Below are 19,051 nucleotides of genomic sequence, written 5' to 3' on the forward strand. Positions count from 1 at the left end.
GCTTTGTCACCGACAGATAGGAAGCCACTTGGGCTTCCTATCTTTTAAACACAGTGAGTTTTACTTGTGCTCGACGTAAATAAGCTCTGACACATTGAACCCATTCTGCTGAGCCAATCGCTCAAACTTTGCTTTGACATCAGGGCTGACGTCTGGCTTGCGCGACAATAACCACAGATAATCGGTATTTGGATCTGATACAAATGCGTAGTCGTAATTCTGTTTTTCTAATTCAAACACCACGTATGAGCCATAAAAAGGGCCAAAAAACGAGACTTTCAGATAGCCCTCATTCTCACTGTTGACGAAGTAGGCCTTTCCTTCAGCCTGCTTCCACTCTTTGTTCTCAGCAGAATAGCCACGGTTGATGACCGATACGCCACCGTCAGGGCGCATGACATATTCGGCAGTTACATCGCTTAAACCACGCTCGAACGAATGATCTAAACGAGCTACTTCGTACCATTTGCCTAGGTAACTATCGAGCTTAAAATCGCTAACAGGTTGAACGTTTTGAGGCATACCCAAACAGCCCGCGAGTGACAGTAGAGCGATGCATAGCAATAAGTGCTTCATGGTTTACTCCGTTAAAAAACCAATAAGTGACTGTTGATACGATGATTTTTCATAATAGCTCATTTGCCAACGACAATGATTATTTATAAACAACTTTGAAGCGTTCTAACACCAACATCATCTCTTGGGTCGGTTCAATGCCCAGTTCTGCACACTCTTTACTAAAAAAGTCCCAGTGTGCTTCTCGCCACCATTGAAGAGACTTATCTCCTTCCCCCTCTTCTGCAGCAAACTCAGCGCTGACATCACAATACTTAGCGGTGCTAACTGAACTGATTTCAACGATGCAAACTGGATTTCCATGCCAGTCAGTCACAACTTGAAGATGGCCGACCTGAGGCATCGGCTCGCCTTCGTGACGATACCAATACTCCATGCTGCATGACGCACGTTTCTCACCGCGGAGAATCAGGTCAGCGCACAGGTTAGCGTTGTACTCGTCGTTACAATAGTAATCTGAACTAAATGAGGTGTGCTGTACAGCAAGCTCTGCTGGCAATGATTTTAAATACTGATCCAGATAGGCCTGACTTCTTTCATCCATGATCTTCGATACTCCAATAGAAACAAAACGTTGTATATAAAGAAACGACGTCTTTCACTGACTATTGTGCCTTAAACATCAGAGCTAGTTCAAACCGATTCGTTGTAGTCAGAGCGCAATAACCGCCTCTATCTCAATTTGCAGCTCGGGATGAATCAACTTCGAAACCTCAACAAGAGAGCACGCTGGTAAATAGCCATCATAGAAATCAAATAGCAGCTCCCGAATGCTGGTTAGCTTAGACATATCTCGCACAAAAATCGTCAGTTTGACCAGATCGCTTTTTGAGCGTTTTTCCTGCTCAACAACCTGCGCGATCTGATTAAGCACCTCCTTCGCCTGAGCAGCCATATCCAGAGATTGAGCATCAGTACCATAGGCCGTTAACCCTGATAGATATAGGGTGCCATTGTGCTTTGTTGCATGAACATAAGGCCCTGCGATTTGAGGTAAATTTGGGTAACTAATCCGTTCTACCAATTGCTTCTCCTTATTTGAAATTGGAGGGGCACACGCTTTAACAATTCATTTCTAAACTCTATTCTTGGTGTGTGTCCTGATAACGCTAGTGTGTTTAACTCTAATACATGCTCAACTCGATGCATAGCCATATTGTTGATAGTCAATAAGCTAAACGAGGATTATTACTGCGTGGCCAAACTTTTCCCCACAGCCCCGTCTACCTCACTGATTTCGCTGTTGAGAATCGATACACTGGGGCGATTGCTCAACTAAAATAAGAACTTTAATGGATAACGCTCTTTCAACGGAATGGAAGTCAGTCGAATGGGTACTGACAGACGTCGACGACACGCTTACCTGGCAAGGCAAACTGCCACCTGAGACGCTCATTGCACTCCAGTCTCTTCAACAAAAGGGAATCAAGGTCGTGGCAGTGACTGGCGCCTGCGCTGGATGGTGTGACCATATCGCACAACTTTGGCCTGTCGATGCTGTCTTGGGGGAAAACGGTGCATTTACGTTGGCAAAAAGCAGAAAAGGGGTTTCTCTGTCCAGTTCAGTACCGCTTGGCACCATGCGACAACGACAAGCAGAACTTAAAGCTCAGGTGGAACAGATCCTTGTTGACTACCCCGACGTAAACCTTACGCTGGATCAAGCCTACCGTTTATGCGAAGTGGCCATCGATATCGGTCAGAATAGGCAACCGCTAGACAGTCGGATTGTAGAAGAGATCGTCGCCAAAATTCATCGTTTAGGCGCTCACGCGACAGCCAGTTCAATCCACATCAACGCTTGGTATGGTGAGCATTCAAAGCGCAATACTGCGTTTCACTTCTTAAAGAAACACGGGCTATCTGAACTGGATATTTTAAATACATGTTGCTACGTCGGCGATTCACTCAACGATCAGCAGATGTTTGAAACGCTCCCACTCACGGTCGGGGTAAAGAATATAGAACATTATTGGGATAAGCTAAGCCATAAACCTTCAAGGGTAATGACGAAACCTGGTGGCTTTGGATTTGCCGAATTTGCTCAACAGTTGCTTGAACTAAAAGTACGGTAGCACCTCTGGCCTCCAGATCTAGTTAGTGTTTCTCGTCCGAAATAGTCAGTCGTTGGTCTTTTAGATTGGTATACAGGTGCGCCTGATTTCGTTCGATAAGAACCATAGCAAGTAACGGGTTAAGCGCGCGAACTTCCCCTTTCACATACGGTACCGGAATATCCCAAGCGTTGTTCTGGTACATCCCTTCTTCATCGAATTGAACAAGAAACTTCATGTTTACCTCCACTACTCACGCGAGCACTTCATTAATATTAGTTCTTAATTGATTACTTTGTTAATAATAAAGTGTGAACCACTCACGTCGCTGATGCTGGTGCTTGGCTATACTTTTAGTATCAAATCAGAGTAAGGAGTATCACACCATGGACTTCACAGAGAAACTCCGCTTACGAGGCAAAGCAGAAGATCGTTCTCGAATCCGCATACCTGATCTTTGACGACCAACAGCTAGAAGCAATGCAAGTACTGACTCGTGGTGGTGTCGAGATTAAAGCCTTAACCAATTCTATGGCGTCTAATGATCTGATCACTAACCATTCTGGTTACGCTGGTCGACGCGAAGATATGCTCGAACACGGCATTAAACTGTATGAATTGAAGCCCAACGCTGAGGTGTGTGAGATTTCAACCAAAGATGCTAACAAGTGTGCGCCTGCCATCGGTTATGGCCTTCACTCAAAATCTGCGGTGTTTGACGATCGTGTTGCCACGGTTGGTTCGTTTAACTTTAACCTTAGATCGACTTACCTAAATACTGAGTCACTGCTGGTGATAAAAGACCTTGATGTCGCACAGCGTCTTGCTGACAACATTTTGCAGGCGATGGATCAGAAGAATAGCTGGAGATTAGAATTACAAAACGGTGACGTGATGTGGTCTTCCGGTTCTCAAATCTATGATCATGAGCCAGAGACAGGGCGATGGCAGCGATTTGAGTCTTACTTTCTCCAACTACTGCCCATAGAGAAGTATTTGTAGCTTAAAAGAAAAGGCAGGTATTCCCTGCCTTTTGAATACAACACCTAGCCATTTGATGTTGTTTAAATCAGTTTCTTACGTACGTGGACAACTAGCGCTTCAGCCAGTACAACGACCGCAAAAATGCTCACTAGAATCATCGATACTTTCTGCCATTCAAACAGATTCTGCGCATCATTTAGCACCACGCCAATACCACCTGCACCTACCAATCCTAGAACCGCCGATTCACGGACGTTGATATCCCAACGAAACAGTACGATTGAGAAGAATGCTGGCATAACCTGAGGCCAATAACCTTTGAACAAGATGCTTCCCCATGACGCACCGGTTGCTTTCAGCGCTTCAATGGTGCCCATGTTGACTTCTGCGATCGCTTCCGCCAACAGTTTACCAACAAAGCCTACGCTACGAACCGCAATCGCCATGATTCCCGCCAGCACACCTGGACCAAACAGGGCAATAAACAGCAATGCCCAAACCAATGAGTTCACCGAGCGAGATGAAACCAAGAAGAACTGAGCAATCCAGTTAAGCGTCTTATTTGGGGTGATATTTGGCGCATTAAGCAAGGCTAATGGAATCGCCAGAACTAACGTAAATAGCGTCCCTAACGTGGCGATATGCAGCGTTTCAACCATCGCATCATGAATCGTTTCAGGATAGAAGCCGTAGTCCATCGGAACCATACGACTAAACATATCGGCAAACTGAGCAGGCGCGTCGTACAAGAATTCTGGTATCACTTCAACCGTCTGCCATGACCATACGATTGCAGAAACAAAGCAGAGGTAAGCAGCAAATCTTGCGATACGCTCACTAAAGGTGAAACGTTGCCATTCTCTATCAATAGAAGCGGTCGTCATTAGAAGATTCTCCTTACAACATTAGATAAGAACTCACCGACAAGGATTAGCGCGATAATAGTGATAAGAATCGCAGCAACAAAGTCATAATCAAAACGCTGGAATGCAGAGAAAAGCGTGCCACCTAAGCCACCAGCGCCAACAATACCGACCATGGTCGAGTTACGTAGGTTTGAGTCCAACTGATAGCTGGCAAAACCGATAAATCGAGTGAATACCTGTGGCATAACCGCGAACAGAATGACACTCATAAAGCTTGCGCCTGTCGCTCGAATCGCTTCAACTTGCTTAAACGAGATCTCCTCAATCGCCTCAGCAAACAGCTTGGCAATAAAACCAATCGAAGCAAAAACCAGAGTTAAAATACCCGCCAGTGCACCAAAACCGACGGCCTTAACAAACAAGATGGCGATGATGACCGGGTGGAAAGAGCGGCACAGAGCAATAAAGCCGCGAACTGGTGTTGAGACAATATTTGGCATCATGTTTCGCGCCGCAAGCAGACCAAGAAACAATGAGATCACGATGCCGAAAAAGCTCGAAATAATCGCGATTTGTAAACTCTCAGCCAAACCACTCAAGAGCAGATTTGAGCGTGAGAAATCAGGCGGAAACATGCGACTAAGTAAACGCTCACTTTCCCCTAAGCCGACCATAAATCGTTCCCAAGTTAAATTGAGCGTCGAGATACTATAAAAAAGATAGCCAATCACAGCTACGACACCCAAGCGGCTCGCCCACGATGCCTTAAACGGATTTTCAATCGCCTCTACCGCTGTTTTGGTCGATGAGCTTAATCCAGCCATGACTCACCTCCATAGATAATTTTTAGGTCATCTTCGCTGATGCCTTCAGGGCGGCCGTCATAATGCACTTTACCATTGCACATACCGATAATACGTTTCGCAAAACGTTTAGCGAGGTTAACGTCATGAATATTGACCAATACAGGGATCTGCTTCTCCTGTGCGAAGGTTTCCATTAGTTCCATGATTTCTACCGCGGTTTTAGGGTCAAGCGAGGAGGTCGGCTCATCCGCAAGCAATATGTACGGGTCTTGCATCACGGCACGGGCGATACCAACACGTTGACGCTGACCACCAGACAAGCTATCTGCACGCTGATTGGCGAAATCTTGCAAGCCAACAAACTCTAATAATTCGAAGGCTTTTTTGAGATCTTCTTTCGAGTAGTTACGACGCCATGCGTTCCAAGAAGACATGTAACCAAGACGACCACACAAGACGTTCTCAATCACAGTCAAACGCTCAACTAGGTTGTACTCCTGAAAAACCATACCGATATGACGACGCTGCTTACGTAGTGCCTGCCCACTCAGTTTTGTCAGATCCTCGCCTTCAAACAGAATCTCTCCACTGGTTGGTTCGTTAAGGCGGTTAATACAACGAAGCAAGGTACTCTTACCTGTACCTGACGGGCCGATGATGGCAATGATACCCGGTTGGTCGATATTGATGTCGATACCTTTAAGGATTGGCTTGCCTGCCACGTATTGATGAAAAAGGTTATTGATCTTTATTCCGTCATAGCTCGCTACGGCCATACTACTATTCCTTGTTTTCTTATGGATGTACGGTGCCCTGTGCCCTACACACGAGGACACCGTACATTTATTTTGAATGATGGGTTTGTTAAAGGATTATTGCGTCTTAGCTTGCTTTGCTAACTCTTCCGCTTTCTTCTTAGCTCGCTTAGCTGCATCTTTTTCAGCCAGTTTTTTCAGACCGGCTTTGGTGTAAGCGGTACCTGTCGCGTGGGCAATATCACGGATAACTGACCAATCTTCTTGGTAAGTAATTGGTGAGAAACGGTCAGCGCCTTTAAACGCATCGCTCATCTCTTTGGTAAAGCGGTAGCTGAAGAAGGCTTCGTTGATCTTCTCTACAAGCTCTGGTTTCAGGTTGTATGCGTAGCCAAATGCAGAAGTTGGGAAACGTGGGCTACGGTAGATAATTTTTAGCTCAGAGGCATCAACACGGCCAGCTGCAACCATGCGGTCATACACATCTGAAGCAACTGGGGCAGCATCGTAGTCACCGTTGTAAACACCTAGGATAGATTGGTCATGCTTACCAGAGTAAAGCACTTTGTAATCTTGATCCGGTACGAGGCCTTGAGCTGGGAATAGAGCGCGCGGAGCAAGGTTACCAGAGTTGGAAGACGCTGACGTATGCGCGACTTTCTTACCTTTCAGATCCGCCATTTCATTGATGCCACTGTCTTTACGGACGATGGTAATTAGGTTGTAACCTTGGAAACCTGACTCATCACCTTTAACAGCGATCGGTACGTAACCCGCAAGGTTAACAGCGTAGCCCGTTGGACCCGTTGAGAAACCAGCAACATGAAGACGACCTGAACGCATCGCCTCAACCTGAGCTGAGTTAGAGTGAACGGTGTAATAGATGACTTTTTTACCGGTAATTTTGCTTAGGTGCGCCTGAAAATCTGCAAATGCATCCTTGTACAGAGCAGGGTCCTCAACGGGAGTGTAGGTAAATACGAGTGTACTTGGATCAATCCACTCACTCGCATCTTTGGGCGCGTCAGCCACTAAGTCTTTATTTTCATCACAGTATCTATCATCCAGTACCCCACGATAAGTACACTCACTTGCCATCGCCATTGATGGCAGCAGCAAAGAACCAGCGATTAACAATCCTTTTACACTGTTTTTCATATTAGAACCTTACATTCACGTTATTGTTGATGTTCACCTCTCCTATAGCAGGGGTTGTGCCAACTATTTTAGTCTTAAATATCAATAATTTAACATTCCACCAATTTAACCATTTTTAGTTTGGGTCATTTGTGTCCAATTAATTTTAAGATGTTTGGGTCATTTCTGTCCCAGCCAAATCGAAGCGAAAAAAAAGGGTCATTTGACCCTTTTTTTTAACGGTAGATAGCAACGAAAACTTAGATATCCATACAGTTCGCGTAATAAGTCACCGTCGATGGCCAATCACTAAATACACCAAGCACACCGACGTCCTTCGCTAAGACATCGAGTACTTTCATCATATCGCCATCACGCTTGATCTGGTCTGTGACGGATTGATAGTACCAGCCACCGCCTTGCGCCAATGGACCTGAACGCTCTAGTGTCCAAGCAATGATATCGAGATCCGCTTGCTTCGCTAGCTTGGCATAGTCAGACTGGACAATATTGTTATTCTCATCAAGTTGAATCAAGGCATACAAAGGCGGAGCAATAATTTGAACACCTTGATCAGAGAGCTCTTTCATGTTTTCCAACGAAGCAGCAAAACCCTCTTTTTCGTACATACGGTCATCAAGGTAGACAGCTTGCTTACCAAACTTAGCCTCATTTTTGATCCAGTATTTAACATCATCAAGATTGAATGACTGAACATAAGCTTCATCAGGAGAGAAGCCCGCTTGTTTAAGCTCATCGATCAACTTCTGAGCATACATTTCCTGACTAAAGCCTTGGAAAGGCATCTTCACGGCAGCTGACTTCAATTCAGGAGTCACCTTAACACCATATTTTTTAAACAGTGCAGCACTCTCGGCATGGGTCATCAAAGTCCCTGTTTGCGAATAGAGGTCTGTACGCCAGCCTGGAGTCCCGTTCATGTACTCTTCAACCGTTGTCGCTTTTGGATTCGCCCCATCCATTTTGCCTTTAAGAGTCTTAAATTCCGCTAACGTGAAATCTGACGTACGACATTCTACCTGTGCATCTTCACCTGTGGCTGGATTAGCAGGTTTAAATGGTACCGTACACTTCTTAGCAAGTTCAGGATGAGCAAGTACATCGGTTGTAGTATGCAAATCACTTTGCGAGTGACGACAGACCAACTGTTTATCTTTGGTAAAGGTCACATCACACTCTAACACCCCAGCACCCATTGCGATCGCAGCCAAGTAAGACTCTTTGGTGTGCTCTGGAAACTGCATTGCTGCTCCACGGTGGCCGATAGAGAAGTCGCTACGATAAAATGGGCCGGCCTGACAGCTTTCCAACTTAGTTTTCAGAGGTCCCTCTTCCATATCACTGACGAGGTATAGCGGGCGTGGCCCAACCTGCGCTGGCTCGTTTGCAGCCATCGCCATTGAGCTAACACCTAGCAATAGGGCGATACTACTGGTTAAGATTTGCTTCATCTGTTGATTCTCCTTGCAGCAAATAGTTGTTTGTTATTTATGGTGTTCCGGACTGGGAAAAGTCTCCGTCGTAACATACGACTAACTCCCTGACTTCTAACCAGAACGACGATCCATTTTGCACGCAGCGTGCCAAAAACTTTTCGCTTGCAATTCAATCAGATAAGTATAACGTTTTTATTAAGCTTCTATGATGGGTCAATTATGTCTTGCCCCTAAATCTGGCGACTTGCTTTAAAACTCTCTTTGTCCAGTTGGTGTTTTTTCATCTTACGATAAAGGGTTTTTCTTGGCAGATTTAAGCGCAATGACACCTCGTTGATGTTGCCCGCCATTTCAATCAACGCTTCGGTAAGAACGTTACGCTCGTACTGTTCCATCTGCTGCTCAAACGCAAAGCCATCACTACTCAAGGTTGAAGGCGCTTGAAGATCAAAACCTTCGCCAACGATCCCAAGCACAAAACGGTCAGCCACATTTCTTAACTCTCGCACATTGCCTGGCCAATCATGTCGACACAGTTGTTGGATTTGTTCGGCGTAAAGTGTCGATGCGCGAGTCTTATATTTTTGACTGGCCTGAACGACAAAATGACGAAACAAGGACTGAATATCTTCCTTACGCTGACGAAGAGGTGGGAGATTCAGACTGGCAATATTGAGTCGATAAAACAGATCCGCTCTAAACTCACCACGCTGACTCAGCTCCGCCAAATCCGCCTTGCTTGCCGCCACAATCGTGATATCGACCGGAATCAATGTATTGCCGCCAACCCGCTCAATCACCCGCTCCTGAATCACACGCAATAACTTGATTTGCACTGAGATTGGCATGCTTTCAATTTCATCTAAAAACAGTGTGCCACCATGCGCCTGCTCGATTTTACCAATCCGCTTTTTGTTGGCGCTGGTAAACGAGCCCGCCTCATGACCAAATAGTTCGCTCTCTATGATGCTTTCGGTCATGCCGCCACAGTTAATTGCAACAAAGGGCATTTCTCGTCGTGCTGAATAGCGGTGAAGCGCTCGTGCAATAACCTCTTTCCCCGTGCCAGTTTCACCGTTGATAATCGTATCGACACCCGTACGCGCCAATGCGAGAACTTGCGTCCTAATCATCTCCATCTGGCTAGAAACACCAATAATCACGTTTTCAATCGGTTGCTCCGCCGTGGTGTTTTGAGCTATGGGAGCATTGTGAATATGTGTGGCGGCAAGGTTGAGCTTTTCAATCAGTTCATCACTTTGGAGTGGTTTTTCAATAAAATCGAACGCGCCGAGTTTGATCGCTTCGATGGCCATCGGAATATCCCCATGACCACTCATTAGGATGACTTCGCAATGTGGCGAGCGACTCTGAATCGCTTCTAACATCGATAATCCATCTAACTGAGGCATTCGAACATCGCACAGAACCACCTGTCGACTATCAGGCGAGAGTGATTTCAGACCACTTTTAGGGTCGGTAAATCCAGTGACGGTGAAACCTTCAAGTTCGAGCATTTCGCCCACGGCTTCTACAACATCCAGCTCGTCATCAATCAGGGTAATACGCTTATCCATCGTCATGCTTTTTCGCCTTGTTTAAGATGTACTACAAACTCACTGCCAAACTCAGGCTGAGAGTGCACCCGTATCGAACCACCAAAATCCTTGATGATATTAAAGGCGATAGACAGACCTAAACCTAGGCCCTTGCCAACCTCTTTACGGGTATAAAATGGGTCAAAAATATGCGGAATATCGTCTTCGATAATGCCTTTACCATTGTCTTTGACCGCTATAGTCACGTTGTTATCAACGCGTGCCACCGATACTAAGATCAGTGGCTCTGATTTGTTTTCTACCGCATCAATGGCGTTACTGATCAGGTTGACCAACACCTGCTCTAAGCGAATCGGATTCGCCCGTACGATCTCATCAGAAGCAAGGTCACAATCGAGCACTATCGGTACCTGACGGTTGGTAAACAGTTCAATCGCATCATTGACAACCGGCATGACTTCAACCGATGAGATTTTTCCATCACTTTTGCGAGAGAAAGCTTTGAGGTGATGCGTCAACGCCGCCACTTTACCGAGGAGCTGTTCGATTTTTTGCAGGTTGTGGGTCGCTTTATCACTTCTCTGCTGCTCTAACCATTTCTGAGCGCTGCGAGTATGGCTGCTTATGGCCGTCAGTGGTTGATTGATCTCATGAGTAATCCCCACGCTTAACTGGCCCAGTGCGGCGAGTTTTCCTGCCTGAATCAGTTCATCTTGAGTCACTCGCAGTTTCTCTTCCGCCACGCGGCGCTCTTCCACTTCTGCTTCGAGCTTTTGATTGGTTTTCTTCACCACTTTAGCTGTAGCCTGAAACACCTGAAGGGACTTCGCCATTTGGGTAATTTCATCATGACCTTTTAGCTCAATCTTTGTATCCAAATGGCCGGTTGAAATAGCGAACATGTCATCACGCAAATTGAGCAAACGTTCCAAAATATTCTTACGAACGTAGAACCAAGAAATACCCGCAGCAGCGATTAGGCTAAACAGTGACAAAGCCAGAGAGAAGGTACGGTTAGAGGCCAGCGAGCGTTGAACATGAGCGATAGAGGAATCAATCTCTAAATTCACATTTGCGGTATTTCGTTCTATCTGAACCGATAGCTGATGAAGATACTTACGACTGTTTTCCAGTAAAAATTCTTGCTGATAATGATGTTCTAGCGCCTGATTCTTTAGCTGAACCAGACGACTTGAACGAGACGCGAGAGTATAGATAACCGATAGTTTTTCATCCAGCGCAGGTAAAGAACTCGCTAAGCCACTTGCCAACCACAGACTAAACCAATCTTGACCCAACTGCTCGAGCCGATAAGTGGTGTAATCCAACTCATTAAAGCTGCCATCGTTATAAAGTTTTTCTACCAAACCCAACTGATAAAACAACAATGCTTTCAGCTGACTGTATTGAAGACGGGATTTTTGCTCTTGAGGAAGACTATCGAGTTCTTCACTCACCTGCTGAAGCAAGGGATAAAAACCTTCGAGCAAATGGCGCAACTCTTTATTGAGTTCACGAGACTCTTCACCACTTTGATACAGTAGGCTAAGGCTGTTGCTCACTTGCATGATGAGATCTTTAAAGTAAGCGTAGTACTCAGGAAAATGTGCCAGTACCCGCCCCATTTCATTGATGCTCTCTTCGACACGTTGCATCGCTTTGCGTCGTTCAAGATTTGAGTCCGCTACCACCAGTTGCGAAGAATCGGTGATCACAAGTCTCACCATATCATTCAACCGAGCCGCTTGCTCCAAAGCTGGGATCTCTTTCTCTTTTAAGTCAACCAACGCTAACTCAAGCCTGTCATAGGTGGTCGAACTGAACAGCGCCAGCAATAGAGTCGTCATCGATAGCATGGCTAACGCGAGGCCAAGCCGCACTTCGATACCGCGCCACTTGAAACTGCCACGACGTGATCGCGGTGTGTCCAATTCGACAACAGAGACGTCAAGATCTCGATCAACCATCTGATTCACTGAGCTATTCCCACTTCATAAGTTTAGAGCCAGCGTTAGAGTCCGCCGCTCAAATTAACAATCCATATAAAACATCACTACATTTTATTAATAAAGTAATGATTACCAGATTTGTGGAATAGGCAGTGAGAAATTCTATCAATCAGGTTTTTCCTAATTGGAAAACGCTTTTTTCTGCGCGTTTCGACACAGTCCCCCCTCTACAGGGGTGCAATCCAGAGCGATAACCACTCGGCCACTCTTTCGATTTAAGCCACCTTTACCTTCTAACTACTCTTGCTTAGTGACACTAAAATAATTTGCATATTTAGTATGGGGAATCCCAATCTTTCGCCTAAATTTAATGGAGTGATCAACGGTAATCTATAAGAGGCGAAGGTATGTTTAAATCGCTAGCATCCAAATTGAGCCAATTAACCCCAGTACAATGGTCTATCACAATGACCCTTTTGATTCTTCCGCTGGCTGGATATCTGTTCTTTCTCCAGCAGTGGGGTTGGTTACTGCTAGTGGTGCTTTACCATGTCATTGTTTTAAACATTATCCGTTCAATGGGTGGCATGTTGCAGCAAATCAGTCAGGCAGCACGCCATCTTTCAGAAGGGGATCTTACCGTTAGAGTTGCTAGCGATGATGATCTCACCGCGCCACTCCTACGCACCTTTAACCGGATAGGTGAAGACATCTCTCGCACCGTTCACGCATTGCGTAAGTCAACCGCTCGTTTGGTCAGCGTCGCGGATACCGTGCAAAAAGACTCTGGGATCTCTAAAGCAGGGGCTGTTGGTCAAAAAAGTGATGTCGATACCGCCCGACAGATCATCGAACAGCTCTCTGAAATCACACACAATGTATCAAGCTATTGCGAGTCAACAGCGTCACTCGCTAATGAAGCAAAAACAAAAGCGGATCAAGGCACCAAAGATATGATTGCCTTGGAAACAGCTCTCGATAACGCCAACCAGCACATAGACAACTCAAACGAACACTTTCAGTCCCTGATGCACGAAACGGCACAAATCAGTCAGGTAATGGAAACCATCAGTAGCATCGCTGAACAAACGAATCTACTCGCCTTAAATGCCGCAATAGAAAGTGCCCGTGCAGGTGAACAGGGCCGTGGCTTTGCCGTGGTTGCCGATGAAGTGCGTTCTTTAGCAATGAGAACCCAACAAGCAACCGAAGAAATAAGACAAAAAATCAACAACTTGCAAGCCAAAACTGACGATGTTTTGGAGACCATGAAGGAAAACAAATCCAGCATGGAACGCTCACTGGCTATCGCATCTGCGGCAGAACACACGTTTAAAGAACTCAACCTACAAATCGATGATGTACGTGAATATGGACAACATATCACGCACTCTTCCGATGAACAGACGAAAAAAACTCAAGATCTTGAGCAGTGCTTGCAACTTATTGCCAACGAGTCAGACAACAACGTCCGAGCGACACAGGAAACCTTACTCGCCAGCATTACCGTAAGAAACCTATCTGGTGAGATTGACTCCCTGCTACACCGTTTTGCGACTGACCAACGACAGATAGACGCAGAGGAAGCTAAGCGAGATAAGTTGATGGAATGGAGCAGTCAGCTGGACATTGGTCTCGAAGAGATTAACCGCCAGCATCAAGCCTTACTGCATTTGATTAATGAGCTATACCACTTACTAAAACATAACTACGGGTTAAGTTCTATCAAACGAGTCGTACAAGGTCTGATTGATTACACGGCCAATCATTTTAAATACGAAGAGGTACTGTTTGATCAAATCGACTACTCACAAACCAAAGAACACATCGAAAAGCACAACCAACTGGTTGCGCAAGTGCTCGATTTCCAAAAGCGAGTCGAACGTGGGGATGACATTGGTGATGAACTGATGAGCTTCTTAAAGAACTGGCTCAGCCAGCACATTATGCATGAAGATAAAGCCTACGTGGACAGCTTTAAAAAGAACAATTTCAACTGACTCGCCCACGGCTCATATGTGCAATAGCCTGTTTCAACAAATAAAAAGGTAGCCTTTCAGCTACCTTTTTACTTTCAATCCCTATTAATCGATGGTTCGACTGAGCCTCAAACTAGCCAGCAATCCTAACACGCCTAGGCTAAAGAACACCGCTAAGTTCAGTGTGCCAGCGTTAGCAAATGCGATCATAGGGTTAGATTCAACCAACACATCTAGCGGCAAGTTTGTGATGGCATCAATAAATTGGCTGACAAGATCCGTGGCAAACAAGTTGCTCGCCAACAGCTTAATCACATACAGAGCGATCAGCATAATCAACAGCGGTGAATTGACCTTTTGCGAAATTGCCATCGCTATGGTGGCAAAAGGCAACAGCGCTAAGCCAACCAGCCACATACGGCCAATAAACTCTAGCCAATGACTTCCAACGTAAAACAACGATTCACCAGTAAAGAACAGAGGGAATTGCTCAGACATCACTAGGTTGATAATCCACATCAAAAAGTCCGCTGCAATAACCAACATTGAGCAAATGACAGGCACCACCAGCAGGCCGAACGCCAACTTCACTGCGTGCATGTTTAAATCGGTGACCGGCATACTGCGCCAGAACATCACACTGCCCTCCTGACGCTCCTTACGCAACGTTTTAGGAAAATAGAGACAGGTAAGCAGTATTGAGAGCAATCCACTAACAACCAAAACTAAGTGACTGAGCTGTTTCCCAAGTTCGAAACCCGACTCAAAGCCATCATTCTGATAGGTCAATTCATAGGTAACATTGCTCTGGATAGTTGAGTTCATCAATAAACTCAACAACAGCACCACGCCACAGATCAGCAAAGCAACAGGGATACGGGTAATGACCTTATGCTCCAACCACTCTTTTTCTAGCATATAAACATTCGCATTCATTACACCGCCTCCTTCTGCAACGCTAAAAACAGATCGGCCAGTTTTACATTGTAAATCCGGTCAACATCTTGCAAGCACTCAGCTTGCTCTGAACGCAGTAGCCAACGTGTAGAGCCTAAACCTCGTTCGCTTGAAAGCGGATTCAACGACTCGATTTGTTCATTCTGATCGTGATTCGTTTCAACAACTACGAATCCTTGGGCAACTTCTTCCATCGACGCCTGCAACACCACTTCGCCACGCTTTAGAATCAACACATCTGTAAGAAGGTGTTCAATTTCAGACACTTCATGACTGGCAATAATCAGCGCGCGCTCGCCATCATGGAACCACTCTAGCAAGTGGCGGTAAAAAGTATCGCGATAAACAAGATCCAAACCGAGAGTTGGTTCATCCAAAATCAACACTTTGGTGTCCGTCGAAATGACGATCGCCAGATGCAACTGGACTTTCATCCCTTTCGACAACGCTTTGATTTTGCTATTTGGTCTAATATCCGTCTTGGCGATCACTTGCTGAGCTTTGGCTAAATCAAAACTCGGATGAACACCGGCGGTATAACGAAGCAGTTGTTCCACCGTCATCCACTCAGGCAACACATTAACATCTGATATGTAGGATAAATGCTGCATCACATTGGCACGCTGCGCCACCGGTTCAAATCCAAGAATCTCGATATCACCACGATATTGATGTGCACCAAGTAAACTTTTGATCAAAGTGGACTTGCCGGCACCATTATGACCAAGCAGGCCTAAGACCTGACCAGGTTTCAACTCAAAGCTAATATTATTTATGGCTTCGTTTTGTCCTTTCACACGACCTGAGTATTCTTTGCTTACCTGTCGAGCACTAATTAATACACTCATTGTTTACCCTCAACGTGCACCGTTAACCGTTCAATAAATTCATTCAGTGGAATATCTAGCTGTGTTAGTTTTGCTGCGATTGAAGGAATTTGTTGTTCAATAAAATCATGTTTCTGAACTGCTTTTAGACGTGCTATTGCACCCACCGCAACAAACATCCCTTGACCACGCTTTTTCTCAACTAGGCCTTCATCCACGAGTAATTGATAGCCTTTCATCACGGTTATGTGGTTGATCTTAAGATCACTCGCCACAGCCCGCACTGATGGCAAAGCCTGACCTTCCAACCAAACTCCCTGCAAAATCTGCTCGGTAATTCGATCGGATAGCTGACGAAAGATAGGCTGTGTTTCGTTCCACTCAGTCATGAATTCTGCCTTATCATTTACGCTTTAGTGATATACATAGGTATAACACTAAAGCAATTCTAATAAATTGCAACAGAAAAGAGGTCTCACTCACGCAACTCGGTCTCTATAGATTCATTCATCCTCAAAACTCGCGAAAGCCACCATTTGTTTTTGACCCAGATTAATAAAAGGTTAACTAGTACCGCAGCAGGAGTCTGAAACCCGTAGAATGCGTGCTCATTTTCGATTTTATCTAAGAGGCGAGTAGTGACACGCGATCAATTTGAGTTGTTGGCCCCAGGGGGAGATATTGACTCTATTAAAGCTGCGATTGCCGCTGGAGCGGATGCGATATACTGTGGGCTTGATCGATTCAACGCTCGCAACCGAGCGACCAATCTAACATTGGCCAACTTAAACGGAGTGCTTCGCCTCGCACATCAGCACAACTGCAAAATCTTCCTGACGCTCAACGTGTTAATTCTTGAGAGCGAAATTCCAGCAATCGTGCGCTTACTCAGCCAACTCAACACCACCAGCATTGATGGCGTCATTGTTCAGGATCTTGGCCTTGGCTACATCTTAAAACATCATTTTCCTGATCTGGATGTTCATGCCTCGACCCAATTGAATACCCATAACGAAGGACAGATCCTATTTCTCAACCAACTAACGGCAAGTCGCGTCAATCTTTCACGCGAACTCAATATCAATGAGATCAGTCACTTGGCTCAGTTTGGTCGTCAGCATAACGTGATGATGGAAGTGTTTGTCCACGGTTCCTATTGCATCGGGTTTTCTGGTATTTGCTACATCAGTTCTGCACGTAACGGAGCATCGGGTAACCGTGGCCGCTGTAGCCAACCATGCCGAGAACAATATCAGCCAACTAACACAGGGCATCACTACCCGCTCAACATGAAAGACAACTCGGCCTTTGGCGATCTTGAAGCCTTAGCAGCAGCCGGTGTGTATTCGCTTAAAGTCGAAGGACGGATCAAAAAATCCCATTATGTTTATACGGTCGTCGACAACTGGCGTCAGCAAATCGATCGCCTGTGTGATGGTGTGGAGCTTTCAAGTGACACGAGAGAGCTTTACACCGTGTTCAACCGAGACTTTTCCAATGCTTTCTTGCAAGGAGATTTCGGTAAATCGATGTATATCGATAATCCACGCGATCACACTGTAAAACATTTCTCTAAAATTTATCAATGTAAGACCGTAGAAGAAGTCCAGCAGGTTAAGAAAACACTGTACGATGATAAAACAGCCATCATAGAAAAAGTCGCAGCCGCCACCGAGAGCTTCAACCTCGAACAAACTGACAATACTGGCAGTAGCCTGAAAGGAGCGGTAGATGTTCCCGTCTTACCACCCTTGGTTCAGGCTGAAGCACTGGCAGCATCGCCAAGGCTATCCGTTCTCATCTCTTCGAACGAAGAAGTCGCACTGTGTGACAACCCAGATATTGACGTGTACTACCAAATACCGATGGGACTAGCCGATGAACTGGAGGCTATGGTGGCCCTTTTTCAAGCCAATCCGAACCTCAAACCTTGGTTTCCAGCGATTTTAATCGGTGATGATTACCAAGCAGCAGGAGCATTTTTGCAAGCCATCAAGCCGCAACTGTTGATCACCAATAACTCCGGCGTCGGTATGCTTGCCAAAACCCTAGAATTGCCTTGGGTAGCAGGGCCACAGATGAACACCGTCAACTCCTACTCATTCAAGTGCTTGCAACAAGAGTTCGCGGCCTGCGGGGCGTTTATCTCTAATGAGTTAAATATGAAGCAGATGCGTCATATCAAACGACCTCACAACATGCGCAGCTTTTACAGCATTTACCACCCAAACACTCTGCTGACCAGCCGCCAGTGTCTATTCCAGCAGACGGAAGGATGCCGCAAGATTATGGTCAACAAAGGTTGCCTCAAGCGCTGTGAAAAACGCACATCCATCATCAACCTCAAAGACAACCCTTATGTGGTACAGAAGCACAGAGGTAGCCACAATTCGATTTACAGCGAGCACAATGTACTCAATCTTCAGGTGCTGACAGACTTACCACATCTTTTCACAGATGTACTGATCGATCTTCGAGATATTGAGACTGAAACTAGGGTTAGAGTCAGCAAAGAAAACCTGATTGATGCGTTCTTGGCGAACCTCTCTCAGCCAAGTGAAGAACTGACGGCTCAGCTGGATAGAATGGTTTTCCCAACAGCGAATACACAATACTGCAAGGGCATCTAACCGTCAGGACAGGCTTGAATCCAAATCAAGCACTGACTACAATAACGCACTTTTTTTACGGACTTCAAGGTCGCAAACATGACAGATACAGCTAAACCAGCTCTACCAGATCGCCTATCAGGTAACCCACGCAGCCCTTTCTTTGTCAAAGAGTGCTTCGATCACCAAATCGGTATTCGTTTCAAAGGTAAAGAGCGCACTGACGTTGAAGAGTACTGCGTTAGCGAAGGTTGGATTAAAGTCGCTTCGCCAAAAGCAAAGGACCGTTACGGTAACCCTATGCTTATCCAACTTAAAGGCGAAGTAGAAGCGTACTACGTATAAGCTGAACCAAGATTTACACTATAAAGCTCGAGTCCGACTCGAGCTTTTTTATTTTCAGCCCTAAACCACCTACTTCAGTAGGTGGTTATCATCCGTTTCGGCTTTGCCTGTAAAACTACTCATGCTAAATGCGTCTTTGATTTTTCCAGAAGTCAAAGAGGACAAATAACATGAGTAGATACAATCAAGCT

Annotated in this window: 18 protein-coding genes and 1 pseudogene; 5 read left to right on the top strand and 14 right to left on the bottom strand. The window is 45.5% G+C overall.

The window, feature by feature from the left end:
- Window positions 1–60 precede the first annotated feature (60 nt).
- The 3 genes from QTN94_RS14940 to QTN94_RS14950 all read right to left on the bottom strand — a co-directional run bounded on the left by QTN94_RS14940 (window position 61) and on the right by QTN94_RS14950 (window position 1,600).
- Complete coding sequence (locus tag QTN94_RS14940; RefSeq protein ID WP_331417909.1) at window positions 61–576, bottom strand: lipocalin family protein; 516 nt, start codon at window positions 574–576, stop codon at window positions 61–63.
- A gap of 79 nt (window positions 577–655) precedes the next feature.
- Window positions 656–1,120: an ASCH domain-containing protein gene (locus tag QTN94_RS14945; protein ID WP_331417908.1), complete on the bottom strand. Its 465-nt coding sequence runs from the start codon at window positions 1,118–1,120 to the stop codon at window positions 656–658.
- A 108-nt stretch (window positions 1,121–1,228) separates the two neighbouring features.
- Entirely contained in the window at window positions 1,229–1,600 is a 372-nt protein-coding gene (locus tag QTN94_RS14950) for a RidA family protein (protein ID WP_331417907.1), read from the bottom strand.
- 268 nt (window positions 1,601–1,868) lie between these two features.
- Between QTN94_RS14950 and QTN94_RS14955 the strand changes: the two genes are divergently transcribed.
- Window positions 1,869–2,651 (top strand): HAD-IIB family hydrolase, encoded by a 783-nt coding sequence (locus tag QTN94_RS14955; protein WP_331417906.1) that lies wholly within the window; start codon window positions 1,869–1,871, stop codon window positions 2,649–2,651.
- A 22-nt stretch (window positions 2,652–2,673) separates the two neighbouring features.
- Here QTN94_RS14955 and QTN94_RS14960 read toward each other — a convergent pair whose 3' ends face one another.
- The gene (locus tag QTN94_RS14960; RefSeq protein WP_138971704.1) at window positions 2,674–2,868 is read right to left on the bottom strand and encodes a hypothetical protein; all 195 of its coding nucleotides are present in this window, start codon (window positions 2,866–2,868) and stop codon (window positions 2,674–2,676) included.
- A 170-nt stretch (window positions 2,869–3,038) separates the two neighbouring features.
- On the opposite strand from QTN94_RS14960, the pseudogene QTN94_RS14965 reads away from it, so the two are divergent.
- Window positions 3,039–3,632 (top strand): annotated as a pseudogene (locus QTN94_RS14965) (phospholipase D-like domain-containing protein); the annotation flags it as partial.
- 62 nt (window positions 3,633–3,694) lie between these two features.
- Here the strand turns inward: QTN94_RS14965 and phnE (QTN94_RS14970) are convergent.
- The 7 genes from phnE (QTN94_RS14970) to QTN94_RS15000 all read right to left on the bottom strand — a co-directional run bounded on the left by phnE (QTN94_RS14970) (window position 3,695) and on the right by QTN94_RS15000 (window position 12,161).
- A complete protein-coding gene (gene phnE / locus QTN94_RS14970; RefSeq protein WP_138971264.1) occupies window positions 3,695–4,498 on the bottom strand; it encodes a phosphonate ABC transporter, permease protein PhnE in 804 nt (267 codons plus the stop codon).
- The gene (phnE, locus tag QTN94_RS14975; protein WP_331417905.1) at window positions 4,498–5,304 is read right to left on the bottom strand and encodes a phosphonate ABC transporter, permease protein PhnE; all 807 of its coding nucleotides are present in this window, start codon (window positions 5,302–5,304) and stop codon (window positions 4,498–4,500) included. Before phnE (QTN94_RS14975) ends, phnE (QTN94_RS14970) begins: the two co-directional genes overlap by 1 nt.
- Window positions 5,292–6,062 (bottom strand): phosphonate ABC transporter ATP-binding protein, encoded by a 771-nt coding sequence (gene phnC, locus QTN94_RS14980; RefSeq protein WP_331417904.1) that lies wholly within the window; start codon window positions 6,060–6,062, stop codon window positions 5,292–5,294. The genes phnE (QTN94_RS14975) and phnC overlap by 13 nt, the downstream gene beginning before the upstream one ends.
- A gap of 96 nt (window positions 6,063–6,158) precedes the next feature.
- Window positions 6,159–7,199, bottom strand: coding sequence for a phosphate/phosphite/phosphonate ABC transporter substrate-binding protein (gene phnD / locus QTN94_RS14985; RefSeq protein ID WP_269375362.1), 1,041 nt, complete (start codon window positions 7,197–7,199; stop codon window positions 6,159–6,161).
- Between the two features lie 239 nt (window positions 7,200–7,438).
- Window positions 7,439–8,650, bottom strand: coding sequence for a glycerophosphodiester phosphodiesterase family protein (locus tag QTN94_RS14990; RefSeq protein WP_138971268.1), 1,212 nt, complete (start codon window positions 8,648–8,650; stop codon window positions 7,439–7,441).
- Window positions 8,651–8,865: 215 nt separating this feature from the next.
- The gene (locus QTN94_RS14995; RefSeq protein ID WP_331428116.1) at window positions 8,866–10,218 is read right to left on the bottom strand and encodes a sigma-54-dependent transcriptional regulator; all 1,353 of its coding nucleotides are present in this window, start codon (window positions 10,216–10,218) and stop codon (window positions 8,866–8,868) included.
- Window positions 10,215–12,161, bottom strand: coding sequence for an ATP-binding protein (locus tag QTN94_RS15000; protein ID WP_443088797.1), 1,947 nt, complete (start codon window positions 12,159–12,161; stop codon window positions 10,215–10,217). The genes QTN94_RS14995 and QTN94_RS15000 overlap by 4 nt, the downstream gene beginning before the upstream one ends.
- A 389-nt stretch (window positions 12,162–12,550) precedes the next feature.
- Between QTN94_RS15000 and QTN94_RS15005 the strand changes: the two genes are divergently transcribed.
- On the top strand, window positions 12,551–14,143 hold the full coding sequence (locus QTN94_RS15005) for a bacteriohemerythrin (RefSeq protein ID WP_331428117.1): 1,593 nt from the start codon (window positions 12,551–12,553) through the stop codon (window positions 14,141–14,143).
- Between the two features lie 84 nt (window positions 14,144–14,227).
- Here QTN94_RS15005 and QTN94_RS15010 read toward each other — a convergent pair whose 3' ends face one another.
- From QTN94_RS15010 to QTN94_RS15020, 3 genes are read right to left on the bottom strand one after another with little or no spacing between them, the layout of a single operon-like run.
- Window positions 14,228–15,058 (bottom strand): hypothetical protein, encoded by an 831-nt coding sequence (locus tag QTN94_RS15010; protein ID WP_331428118.1) that lies wholly within the window; start codon window positions 15,056–15,058, stop codon window positions 14,228–14,230.
- Complete coding sequence (locus QTN94_RS15015) at window positions 15,058–15,927, bottom strand: ABC transporter ATP-binding protein (RefSeq protein WP_331417902.1); 870 nt, start codon at window positions 15,925–15,927, stop codon at window positions 15,058–15,060. Before QTN94_RS15015 ends, QTN94_RS15010 begins: the two co-directional genes overlap by 1 nt.
- Window positions 15,924–16,295, bottom strand: a complete 372-nt coding sequence (locus QTN94_RS15020) for a GntR family transcriptional regulator (protein WP_138971274.1) — start codon at window positions 16,293–16,295, stop codon at window positions 15,924–15,926. The genes QTN94_RS15015 and QTN94_RS15020 overlap by 4 nt, the downstream gene beginning before the upstream one ends.
- A gap of 249 nt (window positions 16,296–16,544) precedes the next feature.
- On the opposite strand from QTN94_RS15020, the gene QTN94_RS15025 reads away from it, so the two are divergent.
- Together QTN94_RS15025 and QTN94_RS15030 are read left to right on the top strand one after the other, a co-directional pair.
- On the top strand, window positions 16,545–18,536 hold the full coding sequence (locus tag QTN94_RS15025) for a U32 family peptidase (protein ID WP_331428119.1): 1,992 nt from the start codon (window positions 16,545–16,547) through the stop codon (window positions 18,534–18,536).
- 78 nt (window positions 18,537–18,614) lie between these two features.
- Complete coding sequence (locus tag QTN94_RS15030; RefSeq protein WP_006880246.1) at window positions 18,615–18,860, top strand: DUF3297 family protein; 246 nt, start codon at window positions 18,615–18,617, stop codon at window positions 18,858–18,860.
- The last annotated feature ends 191 nt before the right edge of the window (window positions 18,861–19,051 follow it).

This window comes from Vibrio sp. M250220 (assembly GCF_036533795.1).
Classification (GTDB): Bacteria; Pseudomonadota; Gammaproteobacteria; order Enterobacterales; family Vibrionaceae; genus Vibrio.

Bases quoted from the DNA above. Each gene is read 5' to 3' on its own strand.
- QTN94_RS14995 (WP_331428116.1), bottom strand. From the start codon at position 10,218: ATGACGATGGATAAGCGTATTACCCTGATTGATGACGAGCTGGATGTT.
- QTN94_RS15000 (WP_443088797.1), bottom strand. From the start codon at position 12,161: ATGGTTGATCGAGATCTTGACGTCTCTGTTGTCGAATTGGACACACCG.
- QTN94_RS15015 (WP_331417902.1), bottom strand. From the start codon at position 15,927: ATGAGTGTATTAATTAGTGCTCGACAGGTAAGCAAAGAATACTCAGGT.
- QTN94_RS14945 (WP_331417908.1), bottom strand. From the start codon at position 1,120: ATGGATGAAAGAAGTCAGGCCTATCTGGATCAGTATTTAAAATCATTG.
- phnC (WP_331417904.1), bottom strand. From the start codon at position 6,062: ATGGCCGTAGCGAGCTATGACGGAATAAAGATCAATAACCTTTTTCAT.
- QTN94_RS15005 (WP_331428117.1), top strand. From the start codon at position 12,551: ATGTTTAAATCGCTAGCATCCAAATTGAGCCAATTAACCCCAGTACAA.
- QTN94_RS15010 (WP_331428118.1), bottom strand. From the start codon at position 15,058: ATGAATGCGAATGTTTATATGCTAGAAAAAGAGTGGTTGGAGCATAAG.
- phnD (WP_269375362.1), bottom strand. From the start codon at position 7,199: ATGAAAAACAGTGTAAAAGGATTGTTAATCGCTGGTTCTTTGCTGCTG.
- QTN94_RS15020 (WP_138971274.1), bottom strand. From the start codon at position 16,295: ATGACTGAGTGGAACGAAACACAGCCTATCTTTCGTCAGCTATCCGAT.
- QTN94_RS14940 (WP_331417909.1), bottom strand. From the start codon at position 576: ATGAAGCACTTATTGCTATGCATCGCTCTACTGTCACTCGCGGGCTGT.
- phnE (WP_331417905.1), bottom strand. From the start codon at position 5,304: ATGGCTGGATTAAGCTCATCGACCAAAACAGCGGTAGAGGCGATTGAA.
- QTN94_RS14960 (WP_138971704.1), bottom strand. From the start codon at position 2,868: ATGAAGTTTCTTGTTCAATTCGATGAAGAAGGGATGTACCAGAACAAC.
- phnE (WP_138971264.1), bottom strand. From the start codon at position 4,498: ATGACGACCGCTTCTATTGATAGAGAATGGCAACGTTTCACCTTTAGT.
- QTN94_RS15030 (WP_006880246.1), top strand. From the start codon at position 18,615: ATGACAGATACAGCTAAACCAGCTCTACCAGATCGCCTATCAGGTAAC.
- QTN94_RS14990 (WP_138971268.1), bottom strand. From the start codon at position 8,650: ATGAAGCAAATCTTAACCAGTAGTATCGCCCTATTGCTAGGTGTTAGC.
- QTN94_RS14955 (WP_331417906.1), top strand. From the start codon at position 1,869: ATGGATAACGCTCTTTCAACGGAATGGAAGTCAGTCGAATGGGTACTG.